This is a genomic window from Nonlabens ponticola (assembly GCF_003966335.1).
Lineage (GTDB): Bacteria > Bacteroidota > Bacteroidia > Flavobacteriales > Flavobacteriaceae > Nonlabens > Nonlabens ponticola.
Genome location: NZ_CP034549.1, coordinates 2,784,459 through 2,803,380, shown reverse-complemented (window position 1 = coordinate 2,803,380; position 18,922 = coordinate 2,784,459). Strand labels below are relative to the sequence as shown.

Below are 18,922 nucleotides of genomic sequence, written 5' to 3'. Positions count from 1 at the left end.
AGCCATCGCTGGACGGCTTCGCTTTTTTAATTCAACTAACTGTTTTTATATTCTTTCAACGCCTCCATCAACGCCTCACACTCTTTCCTAGTTCCAACCGTAAATCGCAACGTATTCTGTATCTGACTGCTACGGTTACGTACAATCAGAGATTTGTCTTTCAGGTAATTGTAAACCGCGGTCGCATCTTCAACCTCTGCCAAAACAAAGTTCGCCTCACTAGGAAACACTTGTTTTACGAAGCTAAGTTGTTGCAAATCGGCAATGAGGATTTCACGGTTGTCGATCAATTCTTCTACTTGTGATCTTGTTTTGTCAATATTCTTGAGAGCAGCTACCACTGCTTTCTGAGAAAGCTCATTGACATTGTATGGCGGTTTTGTCTTATTGAAAAGTGCGATGATCTCTTTGCTGGCAAAAGCAAAACCTGTTCGTGCGCCTGCTAGTCCATGTGCTTTTGACATGGTCTGCAGCACCACTAGATTAGGATAATCTTCCAGTCTACTGATAAAACTTTGGTTCTCTGTAAAATCCTGATAGGCTTCATCTACCACCACGATACCGTCAAATCTACCGATGAGCTGGTCCATAAGTTTTTTATTCTCTTTTAATTCAGCTTCAAATTCTGGATTGTACGGCATGTCCATCATGCCGCCTTTGGTATAGTTTTCTGCTTGCCAGTCGTGTTCCAAATCAGCTTTGAGCAGTATATTTCCTGTAGGATTATTAGGAGAACAGATCCATAAAAGCTTTACCGACTTGTCATCCTGAACTCGTTTCAGGATCTGTTTCACGTTCAATTCAAAGCGTTCATTCAAAGGCACCTCGATCACCTTTACATCGTTGATCGCTGCACTCACCTCGTACATTCCATAAGTAGGCGGGCACGTAATTACACTATCTTTTTCAGGCTCACAAAAAATGCGGTAGAGCAGGTCAATGGCTTCATCACTACCGTTACCCACAAAAATCTGATCAGTAGATATGCCTTTTTGCTCGCTCAATATTTCCTTGATCTCACTTTGCAATGGATCTGGATATCTGTTTAAGTTAGGAGTTATGAGTTCAGAGTTATGAGCTTTTGGATCGTTAGGATTCTCGTTAGCATCTAGTAGCGTAAGCTCCTTTTTGCTCTCGGCAGATTCTCTCGCTGGCGAGACATCGCCATACAATTTGAATTCGCTGCGTGCGCTAGAGTAGGCCTTTAAATCCCAGATGTTTTTGCGGACTATGTTTTTTAAATTGAAACTCATTCTTGTATTGTCATTCCGCCGCAGGGCGGAATCTGCTAATCGTTATTTTCTAAACTTTTTAATCTTACACTCACCGCATTTTTATGCGCATCCAGACCTTCGGCGGCTGCCATGATTTCAACAGCAGGACCTAGGTTTTGTAACCCATGAGCGGTCGCTTTCTGGTAGGTCACTTTATTGACAAAGCTATCGACAGACACACCGCTGTAATTCCTTGCATAACCGTAAGTAGGCAAGGTATGATTGGTGCCGCTGGCATAATCGCCCAAGCTCTCACAAGTGTAAGAACCTATAAATATGGAGCCAGCTACTTCGATTTGATTTGCTACTGCCTCAGCATCTTGTGTGTTGATAATTAAGTGCTCTGGTGCATATACATCAGACCAGGCTACACATTCTGTAATGCTTTGTAACACGATAGTTCTACTATTCTGCAGGGCAGCTTCGGCAGTTTGCTTTCGCGAAAGCGTGCTTATTTGAGACTTTACTGCATCGTCTACATCCTTAGCAAGTTTCTCAGAATCTGTAAGTAGAATTACTTGGGAATCGTGACCGTGTTCTGCTTGAGCTAACAAGTCTGAAGCCACGAATTCTGGATTAGCGTGTTGATCTGCAATGACCAAAACCTCGCTAGGTCCAGCCGGCATGTCGATCGCGACACCTTGCTGCTGTGCCAATTCTTTTGCTCTAGTGACAAAAGCATTACCAGGACCAAAAATCTTGTGTACCGCTGGAACGCTTTGCGTGCCGTGTGTCATGGCAGCGATCGCCTGAGCACCGCCAACTTTATAGATCTCTGTGACGCCACAAAGACTTGCGGTGTACAGAACCACTGGATTTATATTTCCATGCTCATCCGTTGGGCTACAAAGGACTACTTGCTTGTTTCCAGCAATTTTTGCAGGTACTGCCAGCATCAAAACTGTCGAGAACAGCGGTGCCGAGCCTCCAGGAATATACAATCCTACTTTTTGAATAGGCAATGATTTTCTCCAGCACGTCATGCCAGGCATGGTTTCTACTACTGGATATTCACGAGTAAAACAAGCCTGGTGAAACTTATAGATGTTGTCGTAGGCTGTCTGGATTGCAGATTTCAAATCTGCTGGAACTTGAGCAGCTGCCGCGGTAATTTCTTGAGCAGAGACTCTCAAATCTGTAATGGTGGCGTTGTCAAATTGCTGTGCAAATGCAATCAATGCCTGATCGCCATTATCGCGCACGAGTCGGATAATGTCTTTTACAGCGCTATCCACTTCAGACCTTTGTTTCATCGGTCTCTCCAATAAACTAGCCTGCTGGCTCGTAGATGGGTTGAGTACGATTTCCATCAGACGATTAGTTTTTCAATTGGGCTGACTAAAATACCTTGAGCGCCAGCTTCCTTGAGCTGATCAATCACATTCCAAAAATCATTTTCCTCAATAACAGAATGTAAACTGCACCAACCTTCTTCGGCCAGCGGTAATACCGTCGGGCTTTTCATTCCTGGCAACAGCGCAGAAATCTCATCCACCTTATCGTTAGGTGCATTCAGCAAGATGTATTTGTTTTTAGATGCATTCATGACCGCATCCATGCGGAACATGAGTTTGTCCAATAGCTCTTTTTTCTCATCGTTTAATGATGGATTAGAAATAAGAACTGCCTCACTGTACATGACCGTTTCTACTTCTTTCAATCCGTTCATGATCAATGTAGAACCAGTCGAAACGATGTCGCAAATTCCTTCCGCGAGGCCTATTCCTGGAGCGATTTCTACGCTGCCACCTATTTCTTCAGTGGTTGCGTTGATGCTTTTATCGGCAAAGAACTTTTTGACGATGGTTGTATAACTACTCGCCACACGCTTGCCGTTGAACCATTCCAGACCTGTGTAATTGACATCTTTCTGAACGGCAAGACTCAATCTACAACCTGCAAAACCTAGCTGCTTGATCACGTCGACTTTTTGGTCTTTCTCTTCGACCTCATTTAGTCCTAGAATTCCAAGATCTGCCACGCCTTGTGCGACATATTGAGGAATATCGTCGTCTCTCAAGAAAAGAATCTCCATTGGGAAGTTCTTTGCTTTAGCGCTCAATTTGCGTGTCCCGTTATCAAATTTGATCCCACAATCTTTTAATAATTGTAGCGACTTGTCACTTAACCTTCCTGATTTCTGTACTGCTATTCTGATCATAATTTTTATTATTGGCCCCATTGTCCTGCGGACATTTCCCCAAAGGGGAAAATCATGAAACTATTGTTTTCATCTGATTCGGTCGCTTCAGGTTTCCCGAGTCAGAGATTTCTGCCTGCGCAGAAATGCAAAAACCCGCCTGAAATAGACGGGTTTTTAAATATGTTGAGTTACATCAATACATTTTTTGCTCGCCTACAGGTAAGTGTCAAAATGATGGTGATGTGTTGCGTTGTTATTCATTGCAGTGCAAATGTAATAGGTGTTACGCTTTCGCGAAAGCGTACTTACAAATAATTTAACCTTTAATAGATTTTACAAACTCTGAAACAGTTCTCTCGAGGTCTGAGCTGTCAGAAATTTGTCTGATAAACTCGCTACCTATGATTGCGCCGTCCACATAGTTGCAGGCATCCTGAAAGTTTTGCTTGTTCTTGATATTAAAACCGGTTAAGACTGGAGTGTTCAAATTCATGTCTCGCAATCTTCCCAGATAGTCTGCAGCGGCAGAGAAATCTGCTTTTGTACCTGTGGTGCTGGCGCTGCTCACTGCATAAATAAAGCCGGTCGAATTGGCATCAATCTCCCTAATACGTTTCTCTGAAGTCTGTGGCGTCACCAAGAATACATTAGAAATGTTATGCTTCTCAAAAGTATCCTTGAACTCCATCTGATATGAATACATGGGTAAATCTGGGATGATCAATCCATCCATGCCAACGCTAGCACAACGTGCGCAGAACTTATCCAGTCCAAATTGCATCACGGGATTCAAATATCCCATCAACAAGATTGGCGTATTGAAATCTGGATTTTCATTTTTGAATTGTTCCAATTGGGTGAACAGCTTTTCAATGGACATACCATTCTCCAGCGCCTTTTTGCTGCTCTCTTGAATCGTAGGCCCATCTGCCAGCGGATCACTAAAGGGAATACCGATTTCTACCAAGTCCACTTTGGATTCTTCCAAGGCTTTTAAAATAACCGTTGTGTCTTCAAGTTTAGGGTAACCAGCGGTAAAAAATATATTGAGCAAATTCTTAGGCTTGCTAGCAAATAGTTGGGTCAGTTTGTTCTGCATAGCTTAAAGTTCGTTGAGTTTCAATTCACGCATATAGGTGTCCATATCTTTATCACCACGACCTGATAAGTTGATCACCACACGATCTGTTGGTTTCAATTCTAGATCTTTCAAAACAGAAAAAGCGTGAGCAGTTTCCAAGGCAGGAATAATGCCTTCTAATCGGCTGCATTCTACAGCAGCAGTCAACGCATCGGCATCGGTGACAGCCATGTACTTAGCACGATCAGAAACTTTTAACCAAGCGTGTGCTGGTCCAATGCCTGGATAATCAAGTCCAGCACTTATACTGTGTGGTTCTACTACTTGACCGTCTTTATCTTGCATCATGATGGATCTGCTGGCGTGTAAAACTCCTGGTGTTCCTAAGGTCAAAGTCGCGGCAGTTTTGTCTGTATCTACGCCCATTCCAGCCGCTTCAACACCTATGAGTTTGACTGTTGGATCATCCAAAAAGTGATAAAATGCACCCATGGCATTACTTCCACCACCTACACAAGCAATAACATAATCAGGCAAACCTTGCATTTGCTCTTTGATCTCTTTAGAAATGATGGCTTGATATCTCGCCACCATATCTGGATAGGGATGCGGTCCAACTACCGATCCTATAATGTAGTGCGTGTCTTCTGGATTGTTGATCCAGTCGCGCATAGCCTCGTTTGTAGCATCTTTTAGCGTTTTAGAGCCGCTGGTTGCTGGTCTAACCTCTGCGCCGAGCATTTTCATGCGTGCAACGTTGGGTGCTTGTCGTTCAATATCTTTCTCGCCCATATAGACGATACAATCCAGACCTTTTAAGGCACAAACAGTTGCGGTGGCGACACCATGTTGACCTGCACCGGTTTCTGCGATGATGCGTTTCTTGCCGAGTTTTTCTGCAAGTAGGATTTGGCCTATCGTGTTATTTACTTTGTGAGCACCAGTGTGACAAAGATCTTCGCGTTTTAACCAGATTTCAGCGCCGTATTTAGCAGACAGTCGCTTTGCCAAAAACAAGGGTGTTGGGCGGCCTACATAATCCTTGAGCAGTTGGTGAAACTCCTGTTGGAATTCCTCACTTTTCTCGATCTTCAGATAGTTTTCCTGAAGTTCCTCAATATTAGGATACAGCAATTCTGGTATGAAAGCACCGCCGAACTCGCCGTAAAATCCTTTCTCATCTACTTGATAGCTCATTTTCTCAATTTTTCAACAAAGCCTTTGATAGCTTTGATATTTTTAATTCCTGGCTCGTCCTCAAATCGCGAGTTGAGATCCACTCCCAGAAACATGTCGTGTTTGATATTCTTAATGGACTCTGCATCATCTGGCGCAATGCCACCGCTTAATAGAAAAGGCACCATTCCTTGATAGTTGTCGAGTAATTGCCAATTAAATTTCTTGCCGCTGCCGCCATAATTTTTGGTTGCTGTGTCAAATAGGAAAAATAATTTTCCTTGATAGGCTTCAGCTAGTTGTTCCCAATCTTTCAGAATATCAAAGTCAAAGTCATCGGTAATTTGAAATGCCTTAAATACCTTGATGTCTAATTCTAGTAATGCTTTCGCGAAAGCGGAATCCTCATCACCGTGCAACTGTACAACATCCATCTGTAAGGGAATGATATCCTGCAAGATGTCTTGTAGGGACGCATTGACGTAAACGCCAACGGTGCCTTTATTCATCGTGCATTGCTCAATGGCAGCCTTTTGCTGATCGTCAACATACCGCTTGCTTTTAGGATAGCGGATGATGCCCATAAAATCAATATCGAGTTGTTGTAGTTCATCGATATTGCTCGTTTCTCGCATGCCGCAAACTTTGATCATCATAGCGTCGTCGCTTTTATAAACTTGGCACAGCTGCGTCCAGGATCGTTAGTTTTCATGAAATTCTCACCAATGAGAAAACCGCGATAACCTAAATCTTGCAACTCTTGAACCACTTCTGGACCTGAAATACCACTCTCGCTGATGGCCAGCGCTTTCTTAGGGAAGTGCTCTAATAAGTCTTTGCTTATTTGAATATCAGTCTTAAATTTTTTCAAATCGCGATTATTGACACCTATGACATAAGAGCTGGATTTAAAGTCTTTGACTACTTTCTTGACTCGGTTAAGTTCTTCCAGATCGTGAACCTCGAATAGAATATCCAAATCAAGATTTATAGCCTCTGCAGACAGTGTGATAAGTTCCTCGTCATTTAAGCAGGCCGCGATGAGTAATATAGCATCGGCGCCATAAGCGCGTGCCTCGTGTACCTGATATAGATCGACCATAAAATCTTTGCGCAGGATAGGAATGTCAACATGAGTTCTAGCCTCTTGAAGATCTTTTAAAGTACCTCCAAAAAAAGGCTCATCAGTCAAACAACTGATAGCACTGGCACCAGCAGCCTCATAACCCTTGACGATATCCTCAAGGCTTGCTGGGCATTTAAAAGAACCTTTGGATGGGCTTTGTCTTTTGTGCTCTGCGATTATACCACTACCGTATTTTATTCCGTCGTGAAATGATATGGTCTCACGAGAATAGTTTTCCATAGCTCGAAGATCTGAAAGTGAGGTATTCTGCTTCCTGATCATTAGATCTGCTTTGGTGCGGTCAGTAATCTTTTTCAGTATGTCTTCCACGATAGTATGAAGTATTTAGTACAAAGTATTAAGTCTTTTTGGTTCATTATTTCGGAATTAATCCCACAATAGTAAACGTATTTGATGTTATTGTAATTCCAGTAATTTATTGAAGCATTCCAGCGCTTTGCTAGATTCTAATGATGTTCTTGCTTTACCAACTGCTTCAACAAGTGAAACTTCTTGAGCCACAGCGATAGCGGTTGCCGCGTTTGCTATTACGACTGATTTTTGAGCCTCTGTAGCCTTATTTTCCAATACATTTTTGAAGATGGCAGCTGCGTCTTCAACGGTTTCGCCACCAGCAATTTGTTCCAGCGTCAATTTATTTAAGTTGAAGTCTGCTGGTTTTAAGTCTACCACACCATTGTTACCAGCAACTCTTGTTTTTCCCGTCAAACTCACCTCGTCATAACCGTCGTGTGCATGCAGGATAGCATATCGTTTTCCTTCTTCATTTTGGAACAGATATTCATAGTTGCGCGCTAATTGCAAATTAAAAACACCAACACTTTGTAATTTGGGTCTTGCTGGATTTACAAGTGGACCCAACATATTGAAAAATGTTTTGATTCCGAGTGCTCTTCTAATTGGTGCTACTGCTTTCATCGCAGGGTGAAATAAGGGAGCGTGCAGGAAACATATATTCGCTTGATCAATTTGCCTTTCCAGCGTTTCAAAATCATTGGTAAACTTGAAACCCATGGATTCCATTACATTACTAGAACCGCTTACAGAACTTACTCCATAATTACCGTGTTTGGCAACTTTCACTCCAGCACCAGCAGTAACGAAGCTTGCTAGTGTACTGATATTAAAAGTGTTCTTGCCATCGCCGCCAGTACCACATAAATCAATAGGATTGTATTTGGTTAGATCAATAAGCAAAGCCTGCTCCAGCATAGCATCGCGGAAACCAGCGAGCTCATCCACTGTCACGCTGCGCATTCCGTACACGGTAAGAAATGCGGCGATCTGTGCATCATTGACTTCACCAGCTGTTATGGCTGTAAGTATGTCGTGAGCACGCTTTCGCGAAAGCGTCTTATGATCAAACAACTCATTCAAAATCTCTTTCATATTATAAGCTGTTTAAAAAGTTCTTGAGCATAATTTTACCTTGTGGCGTCATGATACTTTCTGGATGAAACTGCACGCCGTAAATAGGTAGTTCCCTGTGACGCAATGCCATGATCTCACCTTGTTCATCAATGGCTGTAACTTCTAATTCTTTTGGGAAGTCAGATTTTAGAGCATTCCAAGAATGGTATCTACCAGCCTCAAATTGCTCATCAATACCTGCAAATAAATCGCTACCGTGATGTGTCATTGTCGTCGCGATACCGTGATAAACTTTATCTAGATTAATGATAGTGCCGCCGTAGGATTCTGTAATTGCTTGATGTCCCAAGCAAATTCCTAGAAGCGGAACTTTACCTTTTGCAGTCTCAATAATATCCATGAGATTTCCTGCTTCCTTGGGAATTCCAGGTCCTGGCGATAGTACAATAGCGTCATACGACAACGTATCCTCTGGTTCAATTTCATCATTGCGGTACACCGTTACCGTTGCCTCGAGATCTTCTAAATAGTGAACTAGGTTGTAGGTAAAGCTGTCGTAATTGTCAACAACAAGAATGTTAGGTGACTTTTTCATCGCTCAATGAATTTACCGTAATCGTCAATTTGGGCAATAATTTCTGATCCATCTTCACAACTTTTTGTGATTTCCAGATCGCTAGTTAGGGTAGCGGCACAGGCAGGATCTCTAGTAGTTTGTGAAAAAGTATAAGAATCAATGATTTTCATGTCTTTACTAAAGGTGCGTAGTTTGAATTCATATTGATAAACACCAGAATAATAAAAAGTAGTTAGGAATAACTTCACTTGAAATCTATCTGATTTGTATAACGTTCCACCCTTTGCCGTCTCGCCACGTAAGGCATTTTTCAAATCCTCATTGTCAAGAAGAACAGATGCGCTGTCGACCACAAATTCAAAATTCAAATTAGGTGAATATGTTATGTTCGTTTTTTGGTCATTAGTTTCAAGATTGGTTTTGAAAAGTACTCTATCATTATCGCATGATGTTAATGCGAGAGCGGCGATAATGATTGACAAAATGGTTTTAAACTGTTTCATTTGCTTGTTCTATAGCTTTTCTTAAAGCGTTGGTTTTGTTATAAACTTCTTGATTTTCACTATCCAGATTGCTGTCGACCACAACTCCAGCACCAGCACGGTAAAACATGGTATTATTTTGTGATAGTATAGTTCTAATGATGATGGCGTGATTAAGGCTACCGTCAAATCCTAAGTATCCTATTGCACCACCATAAAATTGCCGAGCGCTTTTTTCTAGACCATCGATTAATTGCATGGCGCGATATTTAGGCGCACCGCTCAATGTTCCAGCAGGAAACGTGTCGCCTATCAAGTCCATACGATCTTCTTGCGCTACTTTGCCTGTAACCGTACTCACCATATGAATTACATGAGAATAAAAATGAATATTTTGATAATCTGTTACCTGTACATCGCGAGCATGTCTGCTTAGGTCATTGCGAGCCAGATCAACGAGCATGATATGTTCTGCTGCTTCTTTAGGATCCTTTTTAAGGTCATTTGCTGCTTGCAAATCTGCGGCATCATCTCCTGTACGCTTGTAGGTTCCTGCGATAGGCTGAATGCTGGCAGTATCGTCATTGATCAATATTTGAGCCTCTGGCGAGGATCCAAATATTCTAAAGTTCCCGTAATCAAAATAGAATAGATAAGGACTAGGGTTGATCGCTCTTAATTGCCTGTAGACATTGAAATCATCGCCCTTATAGGATTGCGAGAACTTGCGTGAGACGACGATCTGGAAAACATCACCACGCTGACAATGTTGCTTGCCCTTGGCTACAAGATTTTTAAAATCTTGATCTTGCATCTCTGACTGTTCAGCTTGCGTGGTATTGAAACTGTACCGAGCAATATCGCGATGTTCTATCGTGTCCACAAGTGATTCCATCTTAGAATCTGCACCATTATATGCATGGTCAAATACATATAGCTGATTGTGATAGTGGTCAAAAACCAATACATTTTGAAATACCTGATAGTTGACCATGGGTATGGCATCAGTTTCAATTTTACTAGGGTCAAATTTGATATTTTCAAATAATTGAACCGCGTCATACGTAAGGTATCCAAACAGTCCATTAGTAGGAAATGAAAACTCATTATCATCCCTATAGAATTGATCTTTAAATTTTTCTAGACCACGAGCTAGATCATAGGACAAATCAAATTCTTGTTCATGAGAGCTGCCGTCTGGATAGCTCATACTTATGAAATTCTGGTCGATATTGAGACTAGCTACTGGATTACAACAAATAAAGGAATAGCTGTTGCTGCGACTGCCGTACTCGTTACTCTCCAATAGAATACTACCTGGATACTTGTCTCTCAACCGCATGTAAATACCTACTGGCGTCAACGTGTCTGCCAGGATATTTTTATGTGTTGTTATAGGTTTGAACATGATTATTTATTAGTGCAATAAAAGATTAAAACAAAAAAGGCCTGCCGTAAAGCAGACCTTTGTATTTAAACATACGGGTGACTTCACGGCTGTTGAGCTATGTTGTACCACCACCAGTTTTGAGTTCTTTCTTGCATTGAAGTGTAAAGATAATTACGCTTTCGCGAAAGCGCAAACATTATTCACCACATTTTAATAACCATCATCGTGCACTCCAGCGACAGCTCTACCAGATGGATCATTCATATTTTTAAATGCCGCATCCCATTCCAACGCTACTGGAGTTGAACAAGCCACAGATTTAATGGACGGCACACAACTAGCGGCGGCATCACTAGGGAAATGTCCTTCAAAAATACTGCGGTAGTAATATTCTTCCTTGTTTTGTGGTGGATTGATCTTGAATTTGAAACTTGCTGCCGCCATTATTTCATCTGTGACCTGCTCGTTTACCGTTTCTTTAAGCGTGTCGATCCAGTTGTATCCAACACCATCACTAAATTGTTCTTTCTGTCTCCAGGCTACGCTCTTGGGTAGATAATCTTCAAATGCTTCTCTCAAAATGTGTTTCTCCATCTTGCCGTTGCCACACATTTTATCTTGCGGATTCAAGCGCATGGCAACATCCATAAATTCCTTATCCAGAAATGGTACACGGCCTTCAATTCCCCATGCTGCTAGCGATTTGTTAGCTCTCAAGTTATCATATAAATGCAAGGTGTCCAGTTTGCGTACTGTTTCCTTATGAAATTCCTGTGCATTAGGTGCCTTGTGAAAATATAAATACCCACCAAAAATCTCGTCACTTCCTTCACCAGAAAGGACCATCTTGATTCCCATTGACTTGATCACTCGTGCCAGCAAGTACATAGGTGTTGATGCCCGTACTGTGGTTACATCATAGGTTTCAAGATAATAGATCACGTCTTTTACCGCGTCTAATCCTTCTTGAATTGTAAAGTTTACACTATGATGCACGGTGCCAATATGATCTGCAACCACTTGTGCGGCCTCTAGATCTGGACTGCCTTCAAGTCCTATGGCAAAAGAGTGTAATTGAGGCCACCAGGCATCTGCATGGTCACCAGACTCTACGCGTCGTGCGGCATATTTTTTTGCAACGGCACTAACGATAGAGCTATCCAGACCACCAGACAATAGCACGCCGTAAGGTACGTCACTCATCAGGTGTCTATGAACGCTATCTTCCATAGCCTTTTTAAGATCAGCCACACTGCTGGTATTATCTTTTACTGCATTGTACTCTTTCCAGTCACGATCATACCATTTTACAAATTCATTGCTCGTACTAGTATAATAATGTCCTGGTGGGAATGGTGCAATTTCCTTGCAGGTACCTTCTAGCGCCTTAAGCTCGCTAGCAATGTACAGTTGACCCATGTCGTCGCGGCCATAATACAATGGAATAATCCCTTGATGATCACGCGCCGCCATGAATATATCTTTGTCGCTATCGTATAGCGCAAATCCATACATACCTGTAAGCTCATCTAAAAAATCCATGCCCTTGTCTTGATACAAAGCCAGGATGACCTCACAATCAGATTTTGTTTTGAATTTATAAGAGGCTGCATAGCGATCTCTAATTTCTTGATGGTTGTAGATCTCACCATTCACCGCAAGCACTATTTTGCCATCTGGACTGTATAACGGTTGTCCGCCAGATTGCGGATCAACAATGGTCAATCGCTCATGAGCGAGAATGGCATTATCACCACAATAGATTCCAGACCAGTCTGGTCCTCGATGCCTTAGTTTTTTTGAAAGCTCTAGAACTTTTTCCCGCTGATCACTGCTTTCCTTTTTTAGATCAAATACTGCTACAATTCCACACATGGTTGGTTGGTTTTTTTAAATGAAAAAAGGCCTACTTTACAGTAGACCTTTTGATTTTTTGCAAACAACGAGATCTACCTTACGTTAGTAAAGGATTATTATTCTCGTTATTATTATTCATGTTTTTCATGATGTGGTAAATGTAGGCAAAATTATTTATTGACCAAGTTTATTTTAAAATAAGGCTGAAACGATTGATAATCAAATGCTAGAAGATTAGCCGAACCACGGTCAATAATAGAGTTGAGATAAAAAAGGGTCTCAAATTATTTTGAAACCCTTTTTAAAATTTATTGAAACTTGCTTAATGACTAACGCCATCTTTGATCACTTCAGGCATTTCTTTGGCAAATCTTCTCCATCTAGGTATGGACACGTTTTGAATATATCCGTTGCTAGGATTACGTTCTGCATAATCCTGATGATAATCCTCTGCCACCCAAAATTTCTGGAATGGTTTGACCTCAGCAGCAACGTCGTAGCCATCAGCTTCTAGTTGAGCGATCTTGTCATTGATGATCTTCTTTTGTTCATCGTTTTGATAAAACACGATACTACGATATTGCGAGCCACGATCTGGTCCTTGTCCGTTTACCTGCTCAATGTTCTGGGATGCAAAATACACATCGACTAGTGTTTCAAAACTTACTACGGTTGGATCATAGATAATTTCATTAGCTTCTGCATGACCAGTATTTCCTGTATTGGATTGCTCGTATGTTGGGTTTTTGGTAGTACCACCGCTGTACCCAGAAATAGCCTCGTCAACGCCTTTTACACTCTCATAAATCTCCTCGACGCACCAGAAGCAACCGCTGGCAAAATATGCCTTTTCACGTCCTTGCATGGTCGCTACTTCAATCGGTTCTTCATCATTTGATGCTACATTTTCATTACTTGAGCTAGGATCCTGATTGCAGCTATTTGCTATAGCTAGAAAAGCTATTATGGTTAAAAATTTCATTGTCAATTATTTATTTCAAAAGTAGAATGGCAACTATGCTCCTCTATTAAATTGAGGTTAAAATAAAAGCCCACTAGCTGGGCTAGTGGGCTTTGTAAATTTTATGCGGTTTTTCTAGAGTTTAGAAAAAGTGCTTTGCATTTTTTCTGCTTGCTCATGAGCTAGTGCTGCATCGACAAGGATACGACCACTGTGCTCATCTGCTATGATTTTCTTGCGACTAGCAATCTCGACCTGTACCTGTGGTGGTATGGTAAAGTAGGATCCACCAGATGCTCCACGCTCGATAGGCACTACTGCAAGACCATTCTTAACATTAGTACGTATGCGAGTATAAGCTTTAAGTAAACGCTCTTCAATAGACTTTGCATGATCTGCAGACATCTTCATCAGCGCTTCTTCTTCTTTTTGAGTCTCCTTAAGAATCTCTTCTAGTTCTGCCTTCTTGTGCTTGAGGTGCTCAGCTCTTTCACCAACTCGGGATTTACTTTCCTCGATGACCTCATTTTGTTGCTCGATCTGTGCTTTAAATTCACGTATGTGCTTTTCGGCTAATTCAATTTCCAGCTCTTGAAATTCAACTTCTTTAGAAAGAGAGTTGAACTCACGATTATTACGTACGTTCTTTTGCTGCTCAGTATATTTTTTGATCAAGGTTTTAGCTTCCTCGATGAGGTTTTTCTTCCCTTTGATCTGGTCATTAAGCTCTTCTAGGTGTGCTTCAAGTTTTGCAACTCGAGTATTCAATCCTTCTACTTCATCCTCAAGATCTTCAACTTCAAGAGGTAATTCACCACGTACGTTGCGTATCTCGTCAATTCTTGAATCGATTAATTGTAGGTCATAAAGCTCTCTCAACTTATCTTCTACAGTCGCCTCGGTCTTTTTTGCCATCTGTTATGTGTAATTAACTGGGTTTGTTTGTGCCTGTGCACAAAGGATTGCAAAATTACTAAATTTTTCTGTAAGATATTCTTGTAATAAGTTTTTTGTAAACTGCTCACTTTCATAATGTCCAACATCGCATAGCAGGATGTTTTCGCCTTGAAAAAAGTCGTGATACTTAAGATCTGCTGTGACAAATGCATCTGCACCAGCTTGCAGGGCATTTTTTATGGCAAACGCTCCAGAACCTCCTAACACTGCAACTTTTTTGATGTTACGCTTTCGCGAAAGCGAGCTCCTTACCACGCCACTATTAAATACATTTTTAATCGTTGCTAGAAAATCATCTTGCGAGATGGCATTAGGTAACTCACCAATCGCGCCCATACCTATGCGATTGTACTCATTTTCTAGCTTGATGATTTGATAGGAAATTTCTTCATAGGGATGCGTGTCCTGCATCGCGCTTAGGATCTCCTTCTTTTTATGCGGTAGCAAAATTACTTCCAGATTATATTCATCAACAGTAGATCGTTGTCCGCTTTTACCAGAAAATGGCTGCGATTGCTCGCCTGGCTGAAACGTTCCAGTGCCAGATGTTGTAAAACTGCAATCGCTATAATTACTGATCTTTCCTGCACCTGCTTGAAAGATGGCTTCTCTCACGATTTCTAAATGATCCTGTGGTACGTGAATGGATAATTTATGTAGTAGGCCATTTTCTGGAATGAGGGTTTTGACATTTTGTAGCTGTAATTGCGATCCCATGCGGTGGCTTACACCGCCATGCGCCATATCAAGTGCTGTGTGCGTGGCATAAATGGCGATGTTGTTCTTGATCGCTTTTACTACTGTGCGTCGTACATAGTCTGTTTCTCTCAAATGCTTGAGTCCAGAAAATATGATTGGGTGAAAGGTGACTATAAGGTTACACTTTTTCTCAATCGCCTCATCAACGACAGATTCTAGACAGTCAAGCGTGATTAAAACTCCTGTAACATTTTCCTGGTGATTGCCTACCAGTAACCCAACATTGTCAAAATCTTGAGCATACTGTAGCGGTGCTAGCTCTTCTAAAGCGCTGGTGATATCTCTGATCTGCATAAACTGGTTTGTAAGGTAAAGATAAAATTTAAGCTACTTTTGAAACTATGGCGTCATGGCGAATTTTACTTTACCCATTTTCAGTGTTGTATGATGGTGTTACTGGTTTGCGCAACAGTGCGTTTGACGCTGGTGTCTTGAAACAAACCACCTTTGATATTCCTGTAATTGCCATAGGTAATTTGAGTACTGGCGGTACAGGGAAAACGCCTATGATTGAATATTGCATCGAACAATTAGCAGGTAAAAAAGTCGCTGTCTTAAGTCGCGGCTATGGAAGAAAAACTAAAGGTTTTCTTGAGGTAACAAATAACAGCGATGCGAGCGAAGTAGGAGATGAGCCATTACAATTCAAACTGAAATATGGTGATGACATCATAGTAGCTGTTTGTGAAAAACGAGCGGATGGAATAGAGCAATTAATTAGTTCTCATGATCTTGATGTGATTTTGCTGGATGATGCTTATCAACATCGATATGTAAAAGCGTCCCAATATATCATGCTAACTGATTACAACGCTCCTTATTATAAGGATCACGTTTTGCCAGCGGGCAACTTGCGAGAAAACCGTCGAGGCTCAAGACGTGCTGACCATATAGTAGTTACTAAATGCCCACCGGATCTTTCTCAAAGGGAGCAGCAACATATTCTATCTCAAATCAATCCTATTAAAAGTCAAGAAGTATATTTTTCTTCGATCCAATATGATACTGAGCTTAAAAGTGCAATTGGTGTAAAGCAGCTGTCGTCCATTGCAAATTCTAACATCAATCTAATTACAGGAATTGCGAAGCCACAGTATTTGCTAGAATATTTAGAACAGTTTACAACTGTTAAGCATTTTAAGTTCAAGGATCATCATGAATATGATACTCTCGACTTGCAGGAGCTAGATAATTCCCAAATCACTATTACTACCGAAAAAGATTATGTGAAGTTGCGGAAATTGAAGATGAATAACTTGTTTTATTTACCTATCAAAACAAGATTTATAGGTCAGCCGCTAAGAATTAATATATCTGGTAGCTAGAAAAGGCTTTCTGAATCTTCTCAAAGAATTCTTCCATTTTGAAAGGCTTAGGTATGATGTCATCAAAACCTATCTCGTAGAATTCCTTTTCAGTCTCATCAAGGGTTACGGCCGTTAGGGCAATGATTGGTATTTCCCTGTCAAACTTGCGTATTTCAGCCGTGGCTTGCTTACCGTCCATGGCTGGCATGTGTATATCCATAAGTATAAGGTCATACTTGTTGTCACGTGCTTTACCTAGAGCCTCAACACCATTGTTGGCTATATCACACTCAAAATTCTTTCCCTCAAGAATTTTACGGGTAATCATTTGATTGATCTTGTTGTCTTCAACGATCAATATCTTTTTAGATATCAAGTCTTTAGGGCTTGCAGGGCTAGCTTTGATAATAGTGTCTTTTCCTGCTGCGGTATTTTTTTGAGTTGGTTCCTCAATCGCTGGAATTGTTTCAGGATCGTTAACGACAATGTCTTCAGCTTCTTTGGTCTCGGCTTTATGTTCTAGTTCTAGAGTTGATTGTTGCAATTGTTCAATGGACATCTTGTTAGACGGTTGCTTGTTTTCTTCATAGAACTTGTTGCTGTCTGGTAATTCTAACCAAACTTCAAAAGAGAAAATACTACCGCGACCTACTTTACTATCTAGTTTGACTTCTGATCCCATCAACCCGACTAGGTTTTTAACAATCGCAAGTCCTAGACCAGTACCACCGTACTCTCTTGTTATGCTGGTTCCTTCTTGAGTAAAGTTATTGAAGATGTCCTGTTGCTTCTCTTCTGAAATTCCTTTACCGTTATCCTCAACTTCAAACTGTATCAAGCATTGGTTATTATCTTCTCGCAAACGATTCACTCTAATCCAGATATTTCCAGACTTGGTAAACTTGATAGCATTACCTACAAGATTGATAAGAATCTGTGAAATTTTTACAGGATCACCCTTTACTCGCGATGGTATAGCTTTATCAAATTGCAGTGATAGATTGTTTTGCTGGTCCTTGGCTTGATTTGTCAATGACACTGCTATGTCCTCAACACGTTTTTTGAGATCAAACGGTATGGATTCTAGTTCTACTTTATTAGCCTCAAGCTTGTTGAAATCAAGAATGTTGTCGATGAGCGATAACAAGTATTCACCAGACGATTGGAGTGTTTGTAAGTGTTCTTCCTGATCTCCTCGTGGATTTGATTCAAGCAGTAAATGTGTCAAACCAGTAACGGCATACATAGGAGTACGTAGCTCATGAGTAATGGTTGATAAGAAGTCTGCCTTAATTTTAGCTGCATCTTGCGCGCGGTCACGTTCATCAATAAGCGCGCTGTTTTTTCCTTCAAGAGCTTGATTACTGCGAGCTCTTAATTTGTTGTTTTTGAAAAGTGACATGGTCAATAAAGACAGTAAGGTCAGCATGACAAATAACAGGATAGAATAATGTCCACGGCCTTTAAGCGTACTTGCTTGTTCGGCATTTTCAGCTTTTAGCGCTTCGTTTGCCTCTTTTAGTGCATTGATGCTTGCTAATAATGTAGATGGATTCTCTGCAATACTACTATCGGTTCCTGTGTAATTCTCACGTGCCTTTATATATCTATCTAGAAATTCTACAGTTTCCTCAAGATTGCCTAAGCCTTTGGCAATTTGAGATTTCAACAGGTAACCTTCAATCTCAATAGCTTTAAAGCCAAAATTAGTTGCCGTAGCAATGGCATCTTCAGCGGCTAGGTCTGCATTGACAAGATCTGTTTTGTCAAAATATGCTTGAGCTAGATTGAATCGGGCTTTTGCTTCATAGTAGAATAACTGCTGTTCCTTGAGTTTAGGAATTACATCTTGATAAAGGCTGGTGGCCTCATAGGTGTTTTTGGTTTTCAAGAATAATTCTGCTCTTAAAAACTGTATTCTGGCAATTACCGATGGATCTTGCGATTGAGAAACAAGTAAATTAGCTTGTTTTAAGGATTGGTCAGCCTTTAAATAATCACCTTGCTTGGTAAGTACATCTGCCTTAACCAGTATCAAATCAATGTAAGACTCGTTTGATTCTGGTATGACTTTACTCAAGCGATTTACCTGATTTGCAGCTTGATCTAGTTGACCAGTAAAGGAGTAAAAATTTGCCTGAAAAATATCTGCTTTCCACTGGATGGTAGAATCCACGGCAATTTCTTTGGCGCTTGAGAGTATTTTTTGAGCTTCTAAATAATTATTGCGTTGTAGTGCAAGATTGGCGCGTTCCAATATAACGTCAATCACAAAATCCTGACTTTCCTTAGAAAGTTTAGAATTAGATTCTTGAGAGAACGCTGTAAGGCTGCATAAAAACAACAGACCTAAGATGAATAAATTATATTTTCGGTTGGAATTCACGATTTGTAAATATAATTCTATGTAATCAAAATGGTGAATTACACTTAATATTGA

At 40.9% G+C, this 18,922-nt stretch carries 17 protein-coding genes; 1 reads left to right on the top strand and 16 read right to left on the bottom strand.

What is annotated here, in order from left to right; genetic code table 11:
- Positions 1-35: 35 nt before the first annotated feature.
- The 15 genes from EJ995_RS12765 to EJ995_RS12695 form a co-directional block, all read right to left on the bottom strand.
- The gene (locus EJ995_RS12765; RefSeq protein ID WP_126448768.1) at positions 36-1,253 is read right to left on the bottom strand and encodes a pyridoxal phosphate-dependent aminotransferase; all 1,218 of its coding nucleotides are present in this window, start codon (positions 1,251-1,253) and stop codon (positions 36-38) included.
- Positions 1,254-1,288: 35 nt separating this feature from the next.
- On the bottom strand, positions 1,289-2,584 hold the full coding sequence (gene hisD / locus EJ995_RS12760; protein ID WP_126448767.1) for a histidinol dehydrogenase: 1,296 nt from the start codon (positions 2,582-2,584) through the stop codon (positions 1,289-1,291).
- On the bottom strand, positions 2,584-3,435 hold the full coding sequence (hisG, locus tag EJ995_RS12755; RefSeq protein WP_126448766.1) for an ATP phosphoribosyltransferase: 852 nt from the start codon (positions 3,433-3,435) through the stop codon (positions 2,584-2,586). Before hisG ends, hisD begins: the two co-directional genes overlap by 1 nt.
- Positions 3,436-3,733: 298 nt before the next feature.
- Positions 3,734-4,516, bottom strand: coding sequence for a tryptophan synthase subunit alpha (gene trpA / locus EJ995_RS12750; protein WP_126448765.1), 783 nt, complete (start codon positions 4,514-4,516; stop codon positions 3,734-3,736).
- Positions 4,517-4,519: 3 nt separating this feature from the next.
- The gene (trpB, locus tag EJ995_RS12745; RefSeq protein ID WP_126448764.1) at positions 4,520-5,695 is read right to left on the bottom strand and encodes a tryptophan synthase subunit beta; all 1,176 of its coding nucleotides are present in this window, start codon (positions 5,693-5,695) and stop codon (positions 4,520-4,522) included.
- A complete protein-coding gene (locus EJ995_RS12740) occupies positions 5,692-6,330 on the bottom strand; it encodes a phosphoribosylanthranilate isomerase (RefSeq protein ID WP_126448763.1) in 639 nt (212 codons plus the stop codon). Before EJ995_RS12740 ends, trpB begins: the two co-directional genes overlap by 4 nt.
- Complete coding sequence (gene trpC, locus EJ995_RS12735; RefSeq protein ID WP_126448762.1) at positions 6,327-7,130, bottom strand: indole-3-glycerol phosphate synthase TrpC; 804 nt, start codon at positions 7,128-7,130, stop codon at positions 6,327-6,329. The genes EJ995_RS12740 and trpC overlap by 4 nt, the downstream gene beginning before the upstream one ends.
- Before the next feature lie 87 nt (positions 7,131-7,217).
- Entirely contained in the window at positions 7,218-8,210 is a 993-nt protein-coding gene (gene trpD / locus EJ995_RS12730; RefSeq protein WP_126448761.1) for an anthranilate phosphoribosyltransferase, read from the bottom strand.
- A gap of 1 nt (position 8,211) precedes the next feature.
- The gene (locus tag EJ995_RS12725) at positions 8,212-8,787 is read right to left on the bottom strand and encodes an anthranilate synthase component II (RefSeq protein ID WP_126448760.1); all 576 of its coding nucleotides are present in this window, start codon (positions 8,785-8,787) and stop codon (positions 8,212-8,214) included.
- Complete coding sequence (locus EJ995_RS12720) at positions 8,784-9,272, bottom strand: hypothetical protein (protein WP_126448759.1); 489 nt, start codon at positions 9,270-9,272, stop codon at positions 8,784-8,786. The genes EJ995_RS12725 and EJ995_RS12720 overlap by 4 nt, the downstream gene beginning before the upstream one ends.
- Positions 9,259-10,659 (bottom strand): anthranilate synthase component I family protein, encoded by a 1,401-nt coding sequence (locus tag EJ995_RS12715; RefSeq protein ID WP_126448758.1) that lies wholly within the window; start codon positions 10,657-10,659, stop codon positions 9,259-9,261. The genes EJ995_RS12720 and EJ995_RS12715 overlap by 14 nt, the downstream gene beginning before the upstream one ends.
- Before the next feature lie 192 nt (positions 10,660-10,851).
- Positions 10,852-12,516 carry an asparagine synthase B gene (gene asnB, locus EJ995_RS12710; RefSeq protein ID WP_126448757.1) on the bottom strand — a complete coding sequence of 555 codons (1,665 nt, stop codon included), beginning with the start codon at positions 12,514-12,516 and terminating at the stop codon, positions 10,852-10,854.
- A gap of 304 nt (positions 12,517-12,820) precedes the next feature.
- The gene (gene msrA, locus EJ995_RS12705; protein WP_126448756.1) at positions 12,821-13,480 is read right to left on the bottom strand and encodes a peptide-methionine (S)-S-oxide reductase MsrA; all 660 of its coding nucleotides are present in this window, start codon (positions 13,478-13,480) and stop codon (positions 12,821-12,823) included.
- A gap of 114 nt (positions 13,481-13,594) precedes the next feature.
- A complete protein-coding gene (locus EJ995_RS12700) occupies positions 13,595-14,374 on the bottom strand; it encodes a zinc ribbon domain-containing protein (protein ID WP_126448755.1) in 780 nt (259 codons plus the stop codon).
- A 3-nt stretch (positions 14,375-14,377) separates the two neighbouring features.
- A complete protein-coding gene (locus EJ995_RS12695; protein WP_126448754.1) occupies positions 14,378-15,469 on the bottom strand; it encodes a Nif3-like dinuclear metal center hexameric protein in 1,092 nt (363 codons plus the stop codon).
- A 47-nt stretch (positions 15,470-15,516) separates the two neighbouring features.
- Between EJ995_RS12695 and lpxK the strand changes: the two genes are divergently transcribed.
- Entirely contained in the window at positions 15,517-16,500 is a 984-nt protein-coding gene (lpxK, locus tag EJ995_RS12690; protein ID WP_126448753.1) for a tetraacyldisaccharide 4'-kinase, read from the top strand.
- Here the strand turns inward: lpxK and EJ995_RS13265 are convergent.
- On the bottom strand, positions 16,481-18,868 hold the full coding sequence (locus EJ995_RS13265) for a tetratricopeptide repeat-containing hybrid sensor histidine kinase/response regulator (RefSeq protein ID WP_241234650.1): 2,388 nt from the start codon (positions 18,866-18,868) through the stop codon (positions 16,481-16,483). The two genes, lpxK and EJ995_RS13265, sit on opposite strands and share 20 nt — an antisense overlap.
- Positions 18,869-18,922 lie beyond the last annotated feature (54 nt).

Excerpts from the sequence above, each read along its gene's own strand:
- hisD (WP_126448767.1), bottom strand. The coding sequence starts at position 2,584 with ATGGAAATCGTACTCAACCCATCTACGAGCCAGCAGGCTAGTTTATTG.
- trpB (WP_126448764.1), bottom strand. The coding sequence starts at position 5,695 with ATGAGCTATCAAGTAGATGAGAAAGGATTTTACGGCGAGTTCGGCGGT.
- hisG (WP_126448766.1), bottom strand. The coding sequence starts at position 3,435 with ATGATCAGAATAGCAGTACAGAAATCAGGAAGGTTAAGTGACAAGTCG.
- trpD (WP_126448761.1), bottom strand. The coding sequence starts at position 8,210 with ATGAAAGAGATTTTGAATGAGTTGTTTGATCATAAGACGCTTTCGCGA.
- EJ995_RS12695 (WP_126448754.1), bottom strand. The coding sequence starts at position 15,469 with ATGCAGATCAGAGATATCACCAGCGCTTTAGAAGAGCTAGCACCGCTA.
- asnB (WP_126448757.1), bottom strand. The coding sequence starts at position 12,516 with ATGTGTGGAATTGTAGCAGTATTTGATCTAAAAAAGGAAAGCAGTGAT.
- msrA (WP_126448756.1), bottom strand. The coding sequence starts at position 13,480 with ATGAAATTTTTAACCATAATAGCTTTTCTAGCTATAGCAAATAGCTGC.
- EJ995_RS12715 (WP_126448758.1), bottom strand. The coding sequence starts at position 10,659 with ATGTTCAAACCTATAACAACACATAAAAATATCCTGGCAGACACGTTG.
- EJ995_RS12720 (WP_126448759.1), bottom strand. The coding sequence starts at position 9,272 with ATGAAACAGTTTAAAACCATTTTGTCAATCATTATCGCCGCTCTCGCA.
- EJ995_RS12740 (WP_126448763.1), bottom strand. The coding sequence starts at position 6,330 with ATGATGATCAAAGTTTGCGGCATGCGAGAAACGAGCAATATCGATGAA.
- EJ995_RS12765 (WP_126448768.1), bottom strand. The coding sequence starts at position 1,253 with ATGAGTTTCAATTTAAAAAACATAGTCCGCAAAAACATCTGGGATTTA.
- EJ995_RS12725 (WP_126448760.1), bottom strand. The coding sequence starts at position 8,787 with ATGAAAAAGTCACCTAACATTCTTGTTGTTGACAATTACGACAGCTTT.
- EJ995_RS12700 (WP_126448755.1), bottom strand. The coding sequence starts at position 14,374 with ATGGCAAAAAAGACCGAGGCGACTGTAGAAGATAAGTTGAGAGAGCTT.
- trpA (WP_126448765.1), bottom strand. The coding sequence starts at position 4,516 with ATGCAGAACAAACTGACCCAACTATTTGCTAGCAAGCCTAAGAATTTG.
- lpxK (WP_126448753.1), top strand. The coding sequence starts at position 15,517 with ATGGCGTCATGGCGAATTTTACTTTACCCATTTTCAGTGTTGTATGAT.